This window comes from Catenuloplanes atrovinosus, assembly GCF_031458235.1.
GTDB lineage: Bacteria > Actinomycetota > Actinomycetes > Mycobacteriales > Micromonosporaceae > Catenuloplanes > Catenuloplanes atrovinosus.
In genome coordinates, this window is the sequence record NZ_JAVDYB010000001.1 from 5,808,701 (window position 1) to 5,823,215 (window position 14,515).

General features: G+C 66.4%; 12 protein-coding genes. 6 read left to right on the plus strand and 6 right to left on the minus strand.

Annotated features, from left to right (window positions below):
- Position 1: 1 nt before the first annotated feature.
- A complete protein-coding gene (locus J2S41_RS25650) occupies positions 2-2,230 on the minus strand; it encodes a GH92 family glycosyl hydrolase (protein WP_310376535.1) in 2,229 nt (742 codons plus the stop codon).
- Between the two features lie 144 nt (positions 2,231-2,374).
- Here J2S41_RS25650 and J2S41_RS25655 point away from each other — a divergent pair, with 144 nt between their 5' ends.
- A complete protein-coding gene (locus J2S41_RS25655) occupies positions 2,375-3,151 on the plus strand; it encodes an RNA ligase family protein (protein ID WP_310371235.1) in 777 nt (258 codons plus the stop codon).
- Between the two features lie 34 nt (positions 3,152-3,185).
- Positions 3,186-3,425: a hypothetical protein gene (locus J2S41_RS25660; protein WP_310371237.1), complete on the plus strand. Its 240-nt coding sequence runs from the start codon at positions 3,186-3,188 to the stop codon at positions 3,423-3,425.
- A gap of 12 nt (positions 3,426-3,437) precedes the next feature.
- Here J2S41_RS25660 and J2S41_RS25665 read toward each other — a convergent pair whose 3' ends face one another.
- Entirely contained in the window at positions 3,438-4,601 is a 1,164-nt protein-coding gene (locus J2S41_RS25665; protein WP_310371239.1) for a cytochrome P450 family protein, read from the minus strand.
- 73 nt (positions 4,602-4,674) lie between these two features.
- Between J2S41_RS25665 and J2S41_RS25670 the strand changes: the two genes are divergently transcribed.
- Positions 4,675-5,274 carry an NIPSNAP family protein gene (locus tag J2S41_RS25670; protein WP_310371241.1) on the plus strand — a complete coding sequence of 200 codons (600 nt, stop codon included), beginning with the start codon at positions 4,675-4,677 and terminating at the stop codon, positions 5,272-5,274.
- Positions 5,275-5,790: 516 nt separating this feature from the next.
- Positions 5,791-6,729, plus strand: a complete 939-nt coding sequence (locus J2S41_RS25675) for a hypothetical protein (RefSeq protein WP_310371242.1) — start codon at positions 5,791-5,793, stop codon at positions 6,727-6,729.
- 90 nt (positions 6,730-6,819) lie between these two features.
- Here J2S41_RS25675 and J2S41_RS25680 read toward each other — a convergent pair whose 3' ends face one another.
- From J2S41_RS25680 to J2S41_RS25695, 4 genes are all read right to left on the minus strand, one after another.
- Positions 6,820-7,605, minus strand: a complete 786-nt coding sequence (locus tag J2S41_RS25680; protein WP_310371243.1) for a phosphotransferase family protein — start codon at positions 7,603-7,605, stop codon at positions 6,820-6,822.
- Positions 7,602-7,958 (minus strand): hypothetical protein, encoded by a 357-nt coding sequence (locus J2S41_RS25685; protein ID WP_310371244.1) that lies wholly within the window; start codon positions 7,956-7,958, stop codon positions 7,602-7,604. The genes J2S41_RS25680 and J2S41_RS25685 overlap by 4 nt, the downstream gene beginning before the upstream one ends.
- Before the next feature lie 77 nt (positions 7,959-8,035).
- Positions 8,036-8,326, minus strand: a complete 291-nt coding sequence (locus J2S41_RS25690; RefSeq protein ID WP_310371246.1) for a hypothetical protein — start codon at positions 8,324-8,326, stop codon at positions 8,036-8,038.
- Between the two features lie 465 nt (positions 8,327-8,791).
- The gene (locus J2S41_RS25695) at positions 8,792-9,973 is read right to left on the minus strand and encodes a helix-turn-helix domain-containing protein (protein ID WP_310371248.1); all 1,182 of its coding nucleotides are present in this window, start codon (positions 9,971-9,973) and stop codon (positions 8,792-8,794) included.
- A 1,063-nt stretch (positions 9,974-11,036) separates the two neighbouring features.
- On the opposite strand from J2S41_RS25695, the gene J2S41_RS25700 reads away from it, so the two are divergent.
- The gene (locus J2S41_RS25700; RefSeq protein WP_310371249.1) at positions 11,037-11,951 is read left to right on the plus strand and encodes a hypothetical protein; all 915 of its coding nucleotides are present in this window, start codon (positions 11,037-11,039) and stop codon (positions 11,949-11,951) included.
- A 480-nt stretch (positions 11,952-12,431) separates the two neighbouring features.
- Positions 12,432-14,450 carry an AAA family ATPase gene (locus tag J2S41_RS25705; protein WP_310376537.1) on the plus strand — a complete coding sequence of 673 codons (2,019 nt, stop codon included), beginning with the start codon at positions 12,432-12,434 and terminating at the stop codon, positions 14,448-14,450.
- Positions 14,451-14,515 lie beyond the last annotated feature (65 nt).

Consider the following 14,515-nt stretch of genomic DNA (forward strand, 5'->3'; position numbering starts at 1 on the left):
TTTAAGGTGCTGCCGCCGAGTCTGACAGGGACGGCGGGCGGATCCCGCGCCCCCACGAGGACGGCTCCGGACCCAGCGTGAGCTGCAATCTTCCGCCGCGATGAATGTCCGCGGCACTCAGATGCGTGCCTTCCAGGGGCCTGCCGTTGAGGGTGGCGGCCTGAACGTACTGGACCGGCGGGGTCCGATCAATACCGTCGACCCCTATCGGCGAGTCGCGGTGTCCGGTGGTCTCGATAACGAACTCACCGTCCCCGGTCCGGATTGTCGCACTCCGAAACGCGGGCGAATTAATCAGGAAAAGATTCTGACCCGCGACCGGGAAAAGGCCGAGTGACGCCCAGACGTACCAGGCGCTCAGTCCACCCGAGTCGTCGTTGCCCGGCAGACCACCGCGCCCGGTGCCGAACTGCCAGGTCAGAGCCGCATGCACGACCTCGGCGGTACGGTCCGGACGGCCCGCGTAGTGGTACGCCCAGGGCGCCTCCATGTCCGGTTCGTTGTTCAGTCCCTCGAACCGGTTGAGCGCGTATCCGGCGGCCATCTCGGACGGTTTCGGCGCACGGCCGGGCTGGGTGACCGGGTCCGCGCCGTACCCGAAGAATTGGTCCAGAATTCGGGTGAAGGACTCGTCGCCGCCGGCCAGCGCGATTCGCGCGCGCATGTCGTGCAGCAGCCGGAACGAATAGTTCCACTTACCGCCCTCGTAGAACTCCGAGTCGCGCAGCAGCCCGGTCCCCGGGTCGAACGCGTTGCGCCAGCCGCGGCTGCGCTCCTCCAGGTCGTCGGCGAGCCGGCGGTCGTTGAGCGCGCGGGCCACCTTCGCGGTCACGTGGTGCGCGTACGCCAGGTCCAGCGTGTGACTGATCGGGTGCACCACGCCGTGCTCCCAGAAGTCCTCGCCGTACATCCGGCGCAGGTCGTCGACCATGTGCACCAGCGCCCAGTTCCAGTCGATGCCCTCGCGGCCGAGCGCGTGCGCGTCCGCGAGCGCGGTGTGCGCGAGCGCGCTGCCCTGCCGGAAGAACCGGTCCGCGCCGCGCGCCATCCGGTAGCCGATCGGGAAGTTGCCCTCCTCCTCGCACACCCGGATCAGCGACTCCAGCAGGTCGGTGGCCCGGTCCGGGGCTATCGCGGAGAGCAGTGGCAGCTGGGTCTTGTAGATGTCCCACATGGTGCAGACGTCGAACGCGTACGGCCCGGAGTCCGGCCAGAACGGGGACTCGTCGTCGCCGAAGCACGGCTTGATCAGCGAGTGGTAGAGCGAGGTGGCCAGCACCGTGCGGCGGGCCGGCGTGCCGCCCTCCACCTGCACCCGGTCCAGGTGGTCGCCCCAGCGCGCCCGGGTGCGGGAGCGCACCGCGTCGAACGCCGCCGCCTCCGTGCCGCACTCCTTCTCCAGGTTGCGCCGGGCCTGCTCGTGGCCGCGCAGCGAGAAGCCCATCCGGATCTCGACGGTCTGGCCGGCCGCGGTCGGGCCCATGAAGAGCATGCCGAACGGGCGCAGCGTGGTGTGCCGGATGCTGTCGAAGTCCAGCCGGGTGCCGCCGTTGATCAGGCGGCGGTCGTACCAGAGCATCTGCCGCCAGCGCGGCGCGTCGAACTGCATGAAGACCGAGAGCGGTACGCCCTCCATCCACACCGTGCCCTGCGCGAAGCCCTGGCCCATGCTCTCCACCTGGGCGCGCAGCGGGACCGTGCGGCCCAGCTCGATCGCGAGGCCGCCGCAGGACATGTCGATCACGACGCGCGAGCTGGTCGACCGCGGGAACGTGTAGCGGTGCACCGCCACCTTGTCGCCGACCGTGATCTCGCTGCGAATGCCGGTCTCCAGCGTGGCCGCGTAGTAACCGGGCTCGGCCGTCTCGTCGTGCAACGGCCAGGACTGGCCCAGGTCGTCCAGCGGCTGCACCATCGGCGTGACCCGCACGTAGTTGTAGTACTTGCGGATCGCGCCGGTGCCGGACTGCTGGAAGTGCGTGAAGCCGGACGCCTGCATCCGGTCGAACATCTCCTCCGGCACGCCCTCGGTGTTCTTGGCGTACCGGCCGTACCCGGTCGGGTAGGCACCGGAGTAGGCGCAGGCGGAGACCATGCCGAGCGGGGAGGTGGCGCCGGGGTGGGTGTTGCCGACCTGCGGCTTCGGCCACCACCAGGTGGCGGCCAGACCCTCAGCCCGAGGCAGGTCCGTGGCCGCTGTGCCGATGAACGGATCAACGTCGTCTAGGATGCCGAAACTTTACCCGCCGTACGATCTTCGGTCGGTTCCGGGGCTGTTTCGCGCGCCCGTTTTTCGATTGCCGCCGGTGTCCGCCCTTGTCATCCTTACCGAACGCCGTGATCTTGCGGCCCGATCCATCGAGGAGGGATCGACATGAGCTTCGACGTTCGCGCCACCGACCTGCGGGCGCTCAACTCCATGACCAAGTACCCGTCGATCCCGACCTACCACGCGCTCGACCCGCGCAACGGCGGGCTGCTGGACGAGACGGTCCCGTTCACCGGCACGGTGCTGGCCACCGAGAAGGTGGACGGGACGAACGCGCGGATCGTGCAGCTCCCGGACGGCGGCTACCTGCTCGGCTCGCGCGAGGAACTGCTCTACGCGAAGGGCGACCTGATCGGCAACCCGTCGCAGGGCATCGTGGAGAACCTCAAGCCACTGGCCGAGCGCCTCCCCGCGGTGACCGGCGACCTCATCCGCGTGCTCTACCTGGAGCTGTACGGCGGCAAGATCGGTGGCCAGGCCAAGCAGTACAGCACGCGCGGCACGGTCGGCCGGCGGCTCTTCGACACCGCGCTGATCGACGGCTACGTGCCGCTGCTCGCGGCGGCGCCGCAGGAGATCTCGGCGTGGCGGGAGGGTGGCGGCCAGCCGTGGGCGGACGAGGACGCGCTGCGCGCGATCGCGGCCGAGGCCGGCGTCGACCTGGCGCCGCGGCTGTTCACGCTGGACGCGGCGGAGCTCCCGGCCGGCCTGGAGGAGACGCAGGAGCTGCTGGCCACGCGGCTGCCGGCCACGCTGGTCCGACTGGACGACTCGGGCGAGGGCGCGGCCGAGGGCATCGTCTTCCGCACCCTCGACCGCTCCGCGATCGCCAAGGCCCGTTTCCAGGACTACGCCCGCACGCTGCGCCGCCGCACCCGCTAGTCACGCGCGAGGCCGACCGCGTCCCGGACGGTGCGTGGCGAGGTTCTCCACCGGGCTCGTCCGCTGTCCGCTCGGCGGGTACCCGCTCTTCGTCGCGTTCGCCACCACAGCCTGGAGCGCCTACACAGCGCTCACCGGACATCTCGGCGGGGTGATGTTCCAGGACGACACGCTGCTCGCGATCGCGGTCGGCCTGGGTCTCGCGCTGCGGGTGACCGGCGCCGTCGAAGCCGTCCGCCACCTCCGTGCCCGCCGGAGCGCCGCGGCCGGGTAGGCGCGGCGGCCACTACCACCGCACCGGCAGGGATGACAGCCGCCGCGTCGACGGGTCGGGCACCCAGGGCAGCTCGGCCGGGTCCACCGCGAGGCGCATGCGGGGGAACCGGTCGAGCAGCGCGGCCAGCGCCATCTCGGTCTGCACCCGGGCCAGCGGCGCGCCGAGGCAGAAGTGCGGGCCGTGCCCGTACCCCAGATGTGCTCCCTCGGCCCGGCGGAGATCCAGCCGCGCGGGGTCGGTGAAGGCGCGCGGGTCCCGGCTCGCCGCCGGCAGCACGACCGTGACCGGCTCGCCCTTCGGGATGCGGACGCCGCCGACCTCGATCTCCTCGCTCGCGAAGCGCGGGATGGTGAACATCTGCGGGGGCTGCCAGCGGGTCAGTTCCTCCACCGCGCCGGGCAGCAGGGCCGGCTCCGCGCGCAGCGTGGCGACCAGCTCCGGCTCGGCCAGCAGCGTGGCCATCGAGTTGGCGATCAGGTTGGCCGGCACCTGACCGGCCAGGATCAGGTGCCAGACCAGCGTGACCAGTTCGTCCTCGGACAGCCGGTCGCCCTGCGCGACGGCCAGCATCCCGATCAGGTCGTCGCCGGGGCGGCCGTCCCCGACCGCGCGGATCGCGTCGTCGATCATCTCGGGCACCGCGGCCATCAGCGCGCGCCCGTCGCCGGACAGGATCACCGCGCCGTGCGCACGCCACCGATCACGATCCTCCGCCGGTACGCCGGCCAGCTCGCAGATCACGTCCATCGGCAGCGGCTGCGCGAAGAACCTGCGCAGGTCGACCACGCCGTCCTCGGCGTGACCGGGCAGTTCGTCGAGCAGCCGGTCGATCAGCGGCGCGATGCGCGGCCGAAGGTCCTCCGCGCGGCGCGGCGTGAACGCCGGGCGGGCCAGGCCGCGCAGCCGCCGGTGCTCCGGGCCGTCCTGCTCCTGCATGGTGCGCAGGTATTTCCGGCAGTGCTCGGGCACGGCCATCCGCATGAAGCTCTCCGAGGACGGCGCGAGACGCGGGTCGGTGAGCGCGGCGCGGGCGTCCGCGTGGCGGGTGATGCCCCACATCGCCCCGAACCCGGGCGTGACCAGCCGCACCACCGGTGACGTCTCGCGCGCCCGGTCGTACCCGCTGATCGGGTCTTTCAGCAGTTCAGGGTCGGTCAGGTTCAGCTCGGTCACGATACCCCTTCACATGTCGTCGACATTCAGATGCCAACAGTATCTGAATCGCGCGACCGTCTACAGTGCGGGCATGGCAGAGATGGGCGTGATGGTGGTCGAGCTGCGCCGATACCGCACCCACCCGGGCGCGCGGGACGACCTGATCGAGCTGTTCGAACGAGAGTTCATCGAGCCGCAGGAGGCGGCCGGCGCCGCGATCCTGGGCCAGTTCCGCGACCTCGACGACCCGGACCGCTTCGTCTGGCTGCGCGGCTTCCGGGACATGCGGAGCCGGCGGGCCGCGCTGGAGACCTTTTACAGCGGCCCGGTCTGGCGGGAGCACCGCGACGCGGCGAACCGCACGATGGTCGCCTGGGACGACGTGCTGCTGCTCCGGATGCCCGAACCGGCCGTGTTCGACACCGGCGCACGGGCGCCGCTGGGCTCCCCGGTGCCGGCAACCACGATCAACATGCTCATCCAGTACTCGGACGCGCCTCCCCCCACCCCGACGACGCCCAGCGCGCTGGTCACGGAGTACGCGGAGAACGACTATCCGGCGCTCCCGGTGCGTACCGGCGTGCACGCGATCGTCGCGTGGTCCGACGGGCCGATCGACGACAGCACGCTGCCGCCCGGCCGCACCGAGCGCATGCGGCTCGCCCCGACCGCGCGGTCCTGGCTGAGGTGACCTCTTTCGGGGTCGGCCGGGTCGCCGCCCTGAAAGTCCGTTAAGCACCCTTAAGCGGTCTACGTACCCGATGTCGCATCGGCGACCGGCCGGGCAGAGTGGATGCCGGTCGCCCGGCGCGGTCACCGTCCCGCCGTCGGCGGCGTCGCCGTCGCCTCGGGCACCGTCCCGCCGAGGGTCACGGCGGGCGGCGGCCCGGGGCGACATCCAGACCACGACCAGGCTTTAGTGAAGTTCGTCCATGTATCGGGTTTCAGGCGGAGGCCTGGAATACCCCCAGACCGGACGAATACCGCTTTCCATCAACGGGCAGGTCAAGACGGGTTTGGACGTACCTAGATCACCCGAAAGGGTTGCCCGGACGCGCAATACTGCCATCGGATCAGCCCTGGTCAGGGGGATCAACGGCGGAAATCTCCCTTCCAGGGCATGCCGGAAACCTCACCCAGCACTACCGTCACTTGCGATTGGGCATATCCACGGTCATGTCAAGACGTCGAGAAGGAGGTGCAGCTGGTGGCGCGCAATCCCAACCCGACCCGGATCACTGACGAGATCTGGTCACTGTGGGAACGGTTCGACAGGTTGGAATCGTCCGCACTGCTCGGCGGCATCTACGCGGCCAAACCGGGCTACCACAACTACCGCAACGCGGTAGCGACCAGTGACTACTCCCGCGCGGACGTCGCCGCCGACCGGCAGGGGCCGGGCGACAAGGCGGCGGCGCTCGACCTGACGATGTCCGCGGCCGCCATGCGTGCGTACACGTCGCGCCTGGACGTGGCGGCGCGGGCGCGGGACGAACGCCTCTACATCGGCGGCGTACCGATCATCCGCGAGTTCATCGGCACCAAGGACAACCGGTCCGTCTACTGCTACGTCCTCACCGGCGGACGGCCGCTCGGCGTCGGTGCGGACGCCGGACCGGACCCGGGGCGTGACACCACGCACCTCTGGCACCTGCACATCTCGTTCATCCGGCGCTTCGTCAACAGCAGCGACGCGATGAACCGGATCTACTCCGTGCTCGCCGGCGAATCCCTCGCCGACTGGCGGGCGCACGGCTCTGAGGAGGGCGACATGGCTGCGGCCGAAGACATCTGGCGACTGCTCTTCAACGGCGGCTACCCGCCGGGCGTCGCACCGACCCACACCGGCGGCATCGACCGGGCCGAGATCTTCCGCCGGCTCCAGGCCATCCAGCGCGACCTGACGGTCCTCGTCTCGGCCAACCAGAGCACCGTGGACGCCGAGCAGGTCGTCACGAGCACCATGGCCAACCTCTCCCCCGAGCAACTCAGCGAGGCGATCAAAGCCTCCAGCGTCTCCCCCGAAGCCCTGGCCGACGCCATCCCCGACGAAGACGCCCCCGCCGTCCTCAACGCCCTCGCCGCCCGCGTCGCCGCCATCACCGCCCCCGCCGCCAACGCCGAACAATCCATCGACCGCCCCTGACCCCCTTCACCACCACCCGTCGAAGGGCCGGCTCCTCAGGAGCCGGCCCTTCGACATCTCCGGCAAACGCGGGGACAGCGACGACCCGCCTCACCGGCGCCGGTACGCCGCCCACGCCCCGTTCCAGGTGGCGAGGTCGTGCACCCATCCGGCGGTGCCCTGCTGGGCCCGGGCCGACCACTTCGCGGCGCTGTGCAAGGCGAAGTCGTCCAGGACGCCCCGGTCGATCGTCGCCCACGCGGGGAACCGCGCCAGCCAGTCCTCGGCCGCCGCGGGAGTGTGCCCGCTGCCGATCAGCCACTGGACGAGCATCGCCAGTTCCAGCCACGGCGCCGCCCTGGTCGCGTACGCCCAGTCGACGATCCGCAGCCCGGTCGCGGTGACGATCAGATTCGCCGGGTTGAGGTCGGAGTGCACGACGGTGCCGCCGTCCATCGTGGGATGCTCCCAGCCGAGCCGGCCCGCCGGGGTGAACCACGTCCCGTCCGGCGCGGCAATCTCCCCCAGGTCCTCCAGCGCCTCCGCGAGCAGATCGAGGTCCGGGCCGCCCGGGGACAGGTCGGGGTGCCGGCCGTCGAGGTGCTCGAACGCGCCGGCCAGCCAGCCACCGGTCTCGATCTGCCAGAGGACCGCCGGCGGCCACCGGCCGACCGCACCGGTGGCCGCCAGTTCGTAGCGCAACGACCGGAAACTCACGCTCTCCGGACCGCCGGAGGCGGCCTTGATGAACACCGTCCCGGCCGGTCCGGTCACCGCCGCGGCGATCTCCGCGTGATCGCCGCCGGCCGCCGGGCGCACGGTGAAAGGCCTGCCGACCCGGTCGGCGATCTCCGTGGTGACGGCGTCGGGCAGAGCCGTCCAGTCGCTACGCATCATGTCCCTCGCGTCGGTCGGACCACGCCGCCACCGGACTGCGGCGGATTCGGCTTCGCCGTCCCGCCCGCTTCGCTATGGATCGCCGGCGCCTTGTACCCGGTGAACTCCCTGAGCGGCTCCCCGGTGCCATCGTGCTTATCGAACTCAGCCCCCACCCGGGCCACCAGGTCGTCCCACTGCCTTTCGGTGAGCCGGGCGGAGGTGGTCGTCAGCTCCTCGTACTTCAGTCCCGTAGAGATCCATACCTGCGTCTGGTCGTCATCGGCGCCCGGCGGCAGCGACAGTTGCACGCGGACCGAGGCCCGCATCCACCGGGCGATCGAGCCGTCAGGCTCCGACCCGACCACGATCACGCGGCTGCGGTGCCCGCGGACGCTGCACGGGTGGCCCTCGTCCGGCACACACCAGCCCGGATGACCCGCACCGGCCGTCACGGCAACCACCCGGTCGGGCGCACCGCCCCGGGCAGCGCCGCGACCCGGGCCAGCACGGCACGCGCGTCGTTCACCGCCGTGCCGTCCGGGCCGAGTTCCGTGCCCACGATCCGCGCCCACTCCAGCGATGGATGGCCGAGACCATCACCGACCTCCCGCACGATCAGCAGCAGCGGCTCCTCGCCGGCCACGTCCCAGAGATCGGCCGGCTGGAGCGCCAGCGTGGCGCCGGGCTTGATCGACGCCGTGGACGCCTGCGCCGACGGCAGCCACGCGGACGCGCTCATCGCGGGCACCCGGTGCCGGCCGCGCTCCGCGCGCGCTTCGTGTCGTACCCGACCGCCTGACCAAGCGTGACGGGATATCGGATGGGAATCGTCGTCGCGGCCGGCCTCGGCCGTGGCGGGGTCGTCGGCAGGAGCCTGTCCGCCCGCCGAGGGCCGTACGAAGGGCCATGCAGCCACCCGACCACCGGGCACCTCCCTTTTCTCGGGGGCGCGGCAGCAGCGGGAAGTTGCCACGAGTTGCCACCGCACCCGGTTCCGGGGAGTGCGGCGGTGTCGGGGGCCAGCCCGCACCGCTGCGCTCATCGATGACGCGGCGGCGGCAAGAGGCACCGGCTCGGCAGCCGGGTCGGGAGTTCATCGAGCGCCGCCGCGTCGTGATGGAAACGCTACGGGTTGGCGTATCGGCAGGCGAGGGGCTACGCGTTCACTCCCTGTTCGCAGGACGGCGAACACGGAGCGAACGCGTTATGCCGTGCCGGGATGGTGTGCTGGCCGGTATTGCTGGTAGGCCTCGCGCAGTGTCGCGGCCTCGGCCACATTCGGGTCCACCGCCTTCAGGATCTCCGTTGCGCGCCACCAGTTACTGGCGACGATCCGGCCGGATGTGATCGCCTCGGTGGCGTGTGCTGCCGCCTCGTCGTGTTTCTCGGCAGCCAGCAGCGCGAGGCTGAGGTCGAGCTGCGCTGAAGCCATCCGGCGGGGGCGCGCTCCCTCCAGGCGCAGCGACTCGATGACCGTCTGCGCCACCCCCACCGCCGCGGCGTCGCCTGCCCAGGCCAGCGTGGTGGCCGAGTAGCTCTCGGCCTTCGCCGGGTCGTACTGGTAGTGGTGCTCCGGCCGATCCGGGCGAGCCAGGCCGGCCACCAGACGTTCGACGCGGCCGAGCGCTTCTCGCGTCTCCGCCCCCCGCCCCATCCGCGCCCACGCCCGTCCCTCCTGGGCGGTCGCCTGGATGAGCACCGAGCCGCCGCGGGGGGCGACGGCCTGCGCCTGCCGGGAGAGCGCGGCGGCCGCCGCGAAGTCGCCCGTGGTCAGGACCTCCCAGGCGCGGGTCTCCAGGCACCACGCGCGGATCTCGTCATGGCCGACGTGTTCGGCCATGGTGCGGGCGGTTCCGAGGCGAGCGCGCGCCGCCTGTCGCTGCTGAAGATCGATGTGCAGGGTCGCGGCGAGGAGGGACAACCAGGCGCCGGACACCAATATCCGCTGTCGCTGGTGAAGGGTCGCCCGGGCGCCGACGAGCCGGACGACGTAGCCGAGGTGATGCCGTACGCGCGGGAGCAGTTCCTCAGGAGGATCGGTGGCGTAACGCATCGCCATCTCGTCCACGGCCTTCTCCAGCCGGCCGAGGGTCTCGGCGCCCACGTCGCTCGCTTCGATCCGGCGCAGCAGTTCCCACGCGTCCAGTTCGTCGTCCAGGTCCTCGCGAGGCGACTCGGCGATCATGGCCGTCAGGCGTCCGCCGGTGTCGAGCGCCTTGTCCAGCGCCTTGGCGACGTCCGCGTTCGCGGGCTTCCTCCCATTGATCAAGTCGCTGATGTATCCAGTGCTGAAATGGGCGCGCCTGCTCAGCTCGCGATAGCTGAGTCGCCGGTCTTCGACGAGCTGACGCAGTGCGGCACCAAACTCGGGGTGCGGTGCCCCCATGGCGATCTCCCCAGGTAGCGGTCTGGGGGCGGCACGGCCCGGCCGCTACTCCGAGCGGGCCACCGACTCGCACGGTACAACGCGCGGATGCTTCGTGGGGGTTGCCGCCACGACGAAGGGACCTCGCATCCGGTCACGCCGGGCCACCATCGAGACCGGGCGGGTCGCGACGGATGTCGCGGCCCGCCTCTGTGCTGGTCGGCCGGTGGGCGCAGCAGGGATCGAACCTGCGACCCTTCGCTTGTAAGTTCTGCGTGAGGTCGTCCGGCTAGGATCAAAACGGTCCGTGAGCAGGGAATATGCCGCCTCCGAACTTCTACAACCGGCCTCAGACGCCGCCGAACGAGACCGCAAACGAGACCGCACCCCACACCTTAAGGATCCCTCTCGCGCTTCCGTGTCAACTAAAGATCACGGGTTGCCTAACTCGCCGCCTACCGCCTCCGACCTGGGCATCAGCATCCAGGCAAGTCCGCCGCCGTCCAGCATGGTCCCCGCAGTTGATATTCAGTTTGATACTCGGACCATCCTGGTACGCGGCGACAGAGCCTGGCATATCAACCTGATACGGAGCACCGCCAGGTGGTGTTCGTTTCTCAGCCCACCATCCCGGAGTCGTGGCAACTGAGCTTCTTCCCGTGGCCTTCGCGAAAAGCGAGCGGAGATCACCTCGGTCCCAGCTCCGCGCTCGGCCGCGCGATCACCAGCCCCGAGGGGATCACTCGGCGAGATCCGCTGGCTGACTACCCAGATCAACACGCATGGGTGCATAACCACGGACTACTACCCTCACCGCGCAACTGCATGCGTTCTAGGCGAGACCCGGGGGCGGAACACGCGGCGCGCTCGGCAATCAAATATGAGAGCCAAGCAACACTCCTCGTCACCCAACAAGTCCGCCACCTGCACAATTCGCGGCTGCGAGCGCACCTCACCCACTGACGGAGACGGGGCCGGCCCTGCGGTGCATTCCCTTCCAGACGGTCCACCTCTATCGTCTGTAACGGGGGTTTCACAGAACGTGACACCCTCGCACCTAATCGCCGCTCCGGGAGGTTCAGGGTTGGAAACAGTACGGCTGTGGCAGGGAGAGGACTGGGAAAAGTGGTGCCTGCAACTTCTTCAACTGGCATACGGCAGGGACAGCGTGCAGCCCGTCCCCGCACGCCATAAGGGCGATCTAGGCATCGAGGCATTCACCCACGACGGGCACGCATTCCAGTGCTATGCCGTACAAGAGCCCGTACCAACGAAAGAACGTTACGAGAAACAACGAGATAAACTCACTACAGACATTGGGAAGCTTCTAATAAAAAAAGAAGACTTCATACGAATGCTAGGCAGCATTCAACTACACTGCTACTTCTTCATGCTTCCACTATGGGACTCGAAAGAATTAGTTCAACACGCAACAACCAAGGCATTGGAAGTCAAGTCCTGGGATCTCCCATTCATCGATTCTAGCAATTTCCGCATCATGATCGCCAATGATGATTCCTTCGCCGATGCTCGCGGCAAACTTTTAGCCCGCCCCCCTGACTTAGTCTCGATTTCCCCAGTGAACAGTGACGATACAAGCGCTTGGATCAGCGAGAATTCGGAACCGTACGAGACGATAGATCGGAAGCTAACGAACATCTTCACAGAGGAAGAGAGGCGCAAAAGATACATTGAGAGTCTGCTAGGAAAGCATATCGAAAGTGGGAATACCCTCGAAAAGCTACGCACCCGGTTTCCCGACCAATGGGAAGTAGCCGTCGCTACAATTCGTTCACAGGAAAGTTTTCTCGATCTTGAACACCTAGATGGCAGCAAACCGCCGTCAACAACGCTCGTGAAGGAAATCGTCAACGACCTCCGAAACACCCTCACTCGCGACGTTAATCTGATCGGCCCGGGCGCCATTAACGGTATCGCGTGGGGCACAATCGCGGACTGGCTAATTAGATGCCCACTTGACTTCGAGGATGCAGCTTAATCCAATGGACGACATTCTAGAAGAGGCATTTGGAGCGCTGACAACGCCTGTGAGGTTTAGACATCGACCCGACCCAATTCCGGGCGACCTTCGCATCGGATGGCGCGTAACGATGCTAACGCTTGTGCTCGATCAATGTCGAAACAAGACCGCCAACTTGGATCAGGTACACCTTCTGCTCTGGGCTCTGCGAACAGAAAGCGGAAGACGTCTTATCGCTCGATGGTTTGCGGGCGACCGACGCCCGGACGACCCGATCCTGCGATATGACCCCTCCCTAACGCGAACGATTTCGCTCACCGTTGCCTCTGGCCTCGTTAGAAGAAACAAGAATCAAACTCTGACGCTAAGTCAGCAAGGACAGGATGTTGCCTCGGAGGCGAGGCAACAGCGTGTTCTGACAGAAGAGAAGAACACCCTTCTCATCTTGCCGAAATCCATTACACAGGCAAAGGTACGACAGATGCTGGAGTGGCACTGATGCTAAAGATTAGAGCGGTACAGCTTAGGGTTCTAACGCCTGGACCAGTGTGCGGAGCGGACTTCACGTTCGAGAATGGGTTGAATATCTTACGGGCCGACAATAGTAGCGGCAAGTCAACATGCCTGCAAGCGATACTGTACGCCCTTGGCCTTGAAGGAATGCTTAGCCCCAAGCGCGACATCCCGCTGCCGCACGCCATGACCGATGAAGTTGAAGTAGACGGAAAAGCGCACGCCGTACGTAGATCATTTGTTCGCTTGGAGATCGAGAATTCCAGCGGTGAGGTGATCACCGTTCATCGCTCGGTTCGGGACGAGAACGTCGACTCACGCCTCGTTTCAGTTTTCCACGGGCCAGTCATCACCGAAAGTCTAACCAACCAGCCCCGACAGGACTATTTCGTGCGCATGCCGGGTGCCGCGCAACGAAGCACCGGGTTTCATCACTTCCTAGCCGACTTTGTCGGCTGGGCAATTCCACGCGTCACGAAGACCGACGGAAGCGAAGTACCCCTATACGCGGAGTGCCTCTTCCCTTATTCATTTGTGGAGCAGAAACAAGGCTGGCTCAGTGTCCAGCCGAGAATCCCTGGCTATTTCCAAATCAGGGACGCGGTTCGGCGAAGCGCCGAGTTCACGCTGAATCTGGATGCGTACAATCTTGCGCTCCGAAGACAACGCCTTGAGTATGCAAAGACCGTCGCGGAGTCCGATTGGAAGGCACGTCTTCGCGCACTGTCTAACGAAGCAGCATCCGTATCCGTGACTCTGCGCAATGTGCCGGCAAATCCGGCAGCCACGCAAGACGGATTCAAGATCAACGCGCTCGTAGCGCAACCTGATAAAACGTGGTCGACCCTCGAAGAGGAGATTTCTAGGCTTCAGGACATGCTGGAGGAAGTCGCCGTCATTCCCAATACGGGGCCGGCATCCGAGGATCTAGAGGCGGACCTCTCCGAGTCGCAAGACCGTCTTGTTTCTCTAGGTGCGGTCGCAGTTGAAGCAATCGCCGAACATGACGCCGCTCAGCAGCGCGCAACACATCTTAGGGAACGCGTGGTAGCACTGGAGGAGGATTTACAGCGCCACAAGGACGCTGCGCTTCTAACGCGTCTAGGCTCTTCACATTCAGCTCTATTCGGCGAGAATCCTCACTGCCCCACGTGCAGTCAATTTCTTCCAGACGGATTCGATATCACCGTTACCCCAATGGCGGTCGATGACAACATCAAGTTGATCGAACAGGAGCTAATAACTTTTAAGGGCATGCTGTCCGATTCGCTTGCCCGCCAAGAAGTCGAGGCCACGAAAGTTCGTCGACTTCGCGGAGAAGCAAATTTGATTCGTGCGCACATCAGATCACTTAAGGACACCCTGACTGCTCCTTCCTCGATGCCGTCAATCGCGGCAATCGCGCAGCAGGTACGTCTAGAGGAACACATCGGTGTCCTTTTGAAGTTTTCCGACGAAGTTCGGACGGCCGAGACCGACCTAGTGGATCGTGCGCAAGCATGGCGCGTCATCGACGAGGAACTCAAGGCCGCAGGCAGAGACACCCTCAGCATTCTCGACAGAGAAAAGATTCATTTCATTAATGAATCTTTCAGAGACCAACTGCGGGCTTACCAATTCAGCTCCATGGCACCCGAAAATGTAACAATCTCAGAGGATACGTACAGGCCGGTCCATGAGGGGTTCGATCTAGGCTTTGATTTATCCGCAAGCGACATGATTAGGGCCCTATGGGCATACTTGCTTTCTTTTGCAGAAGTTAGCCTAAAGCATGCTACCAATCATCTTGGAGTCCTAGTGCTAGACGAGCCGCGTCAACAAGAAGTACATCGGCGCGACTTTGCTACATTCTTGAGACGACTTGGAAGGGACGGCAGTGACGGGCTGCAAGTCATCGTAGCTACCAGTGAAGAAGATGGAAGCCTAACAGCAATGCTAGGCGACACGCCTCACACAATGATTTCCCTTAGCGCCGGAAGTAAGGTCATTCGACCCTTGCGCTGATTCGATCACCCGGGCCACCGTCGCCCACTGCGGCAGCTCATCGCCGAAACTGTTTAGCAGTGATC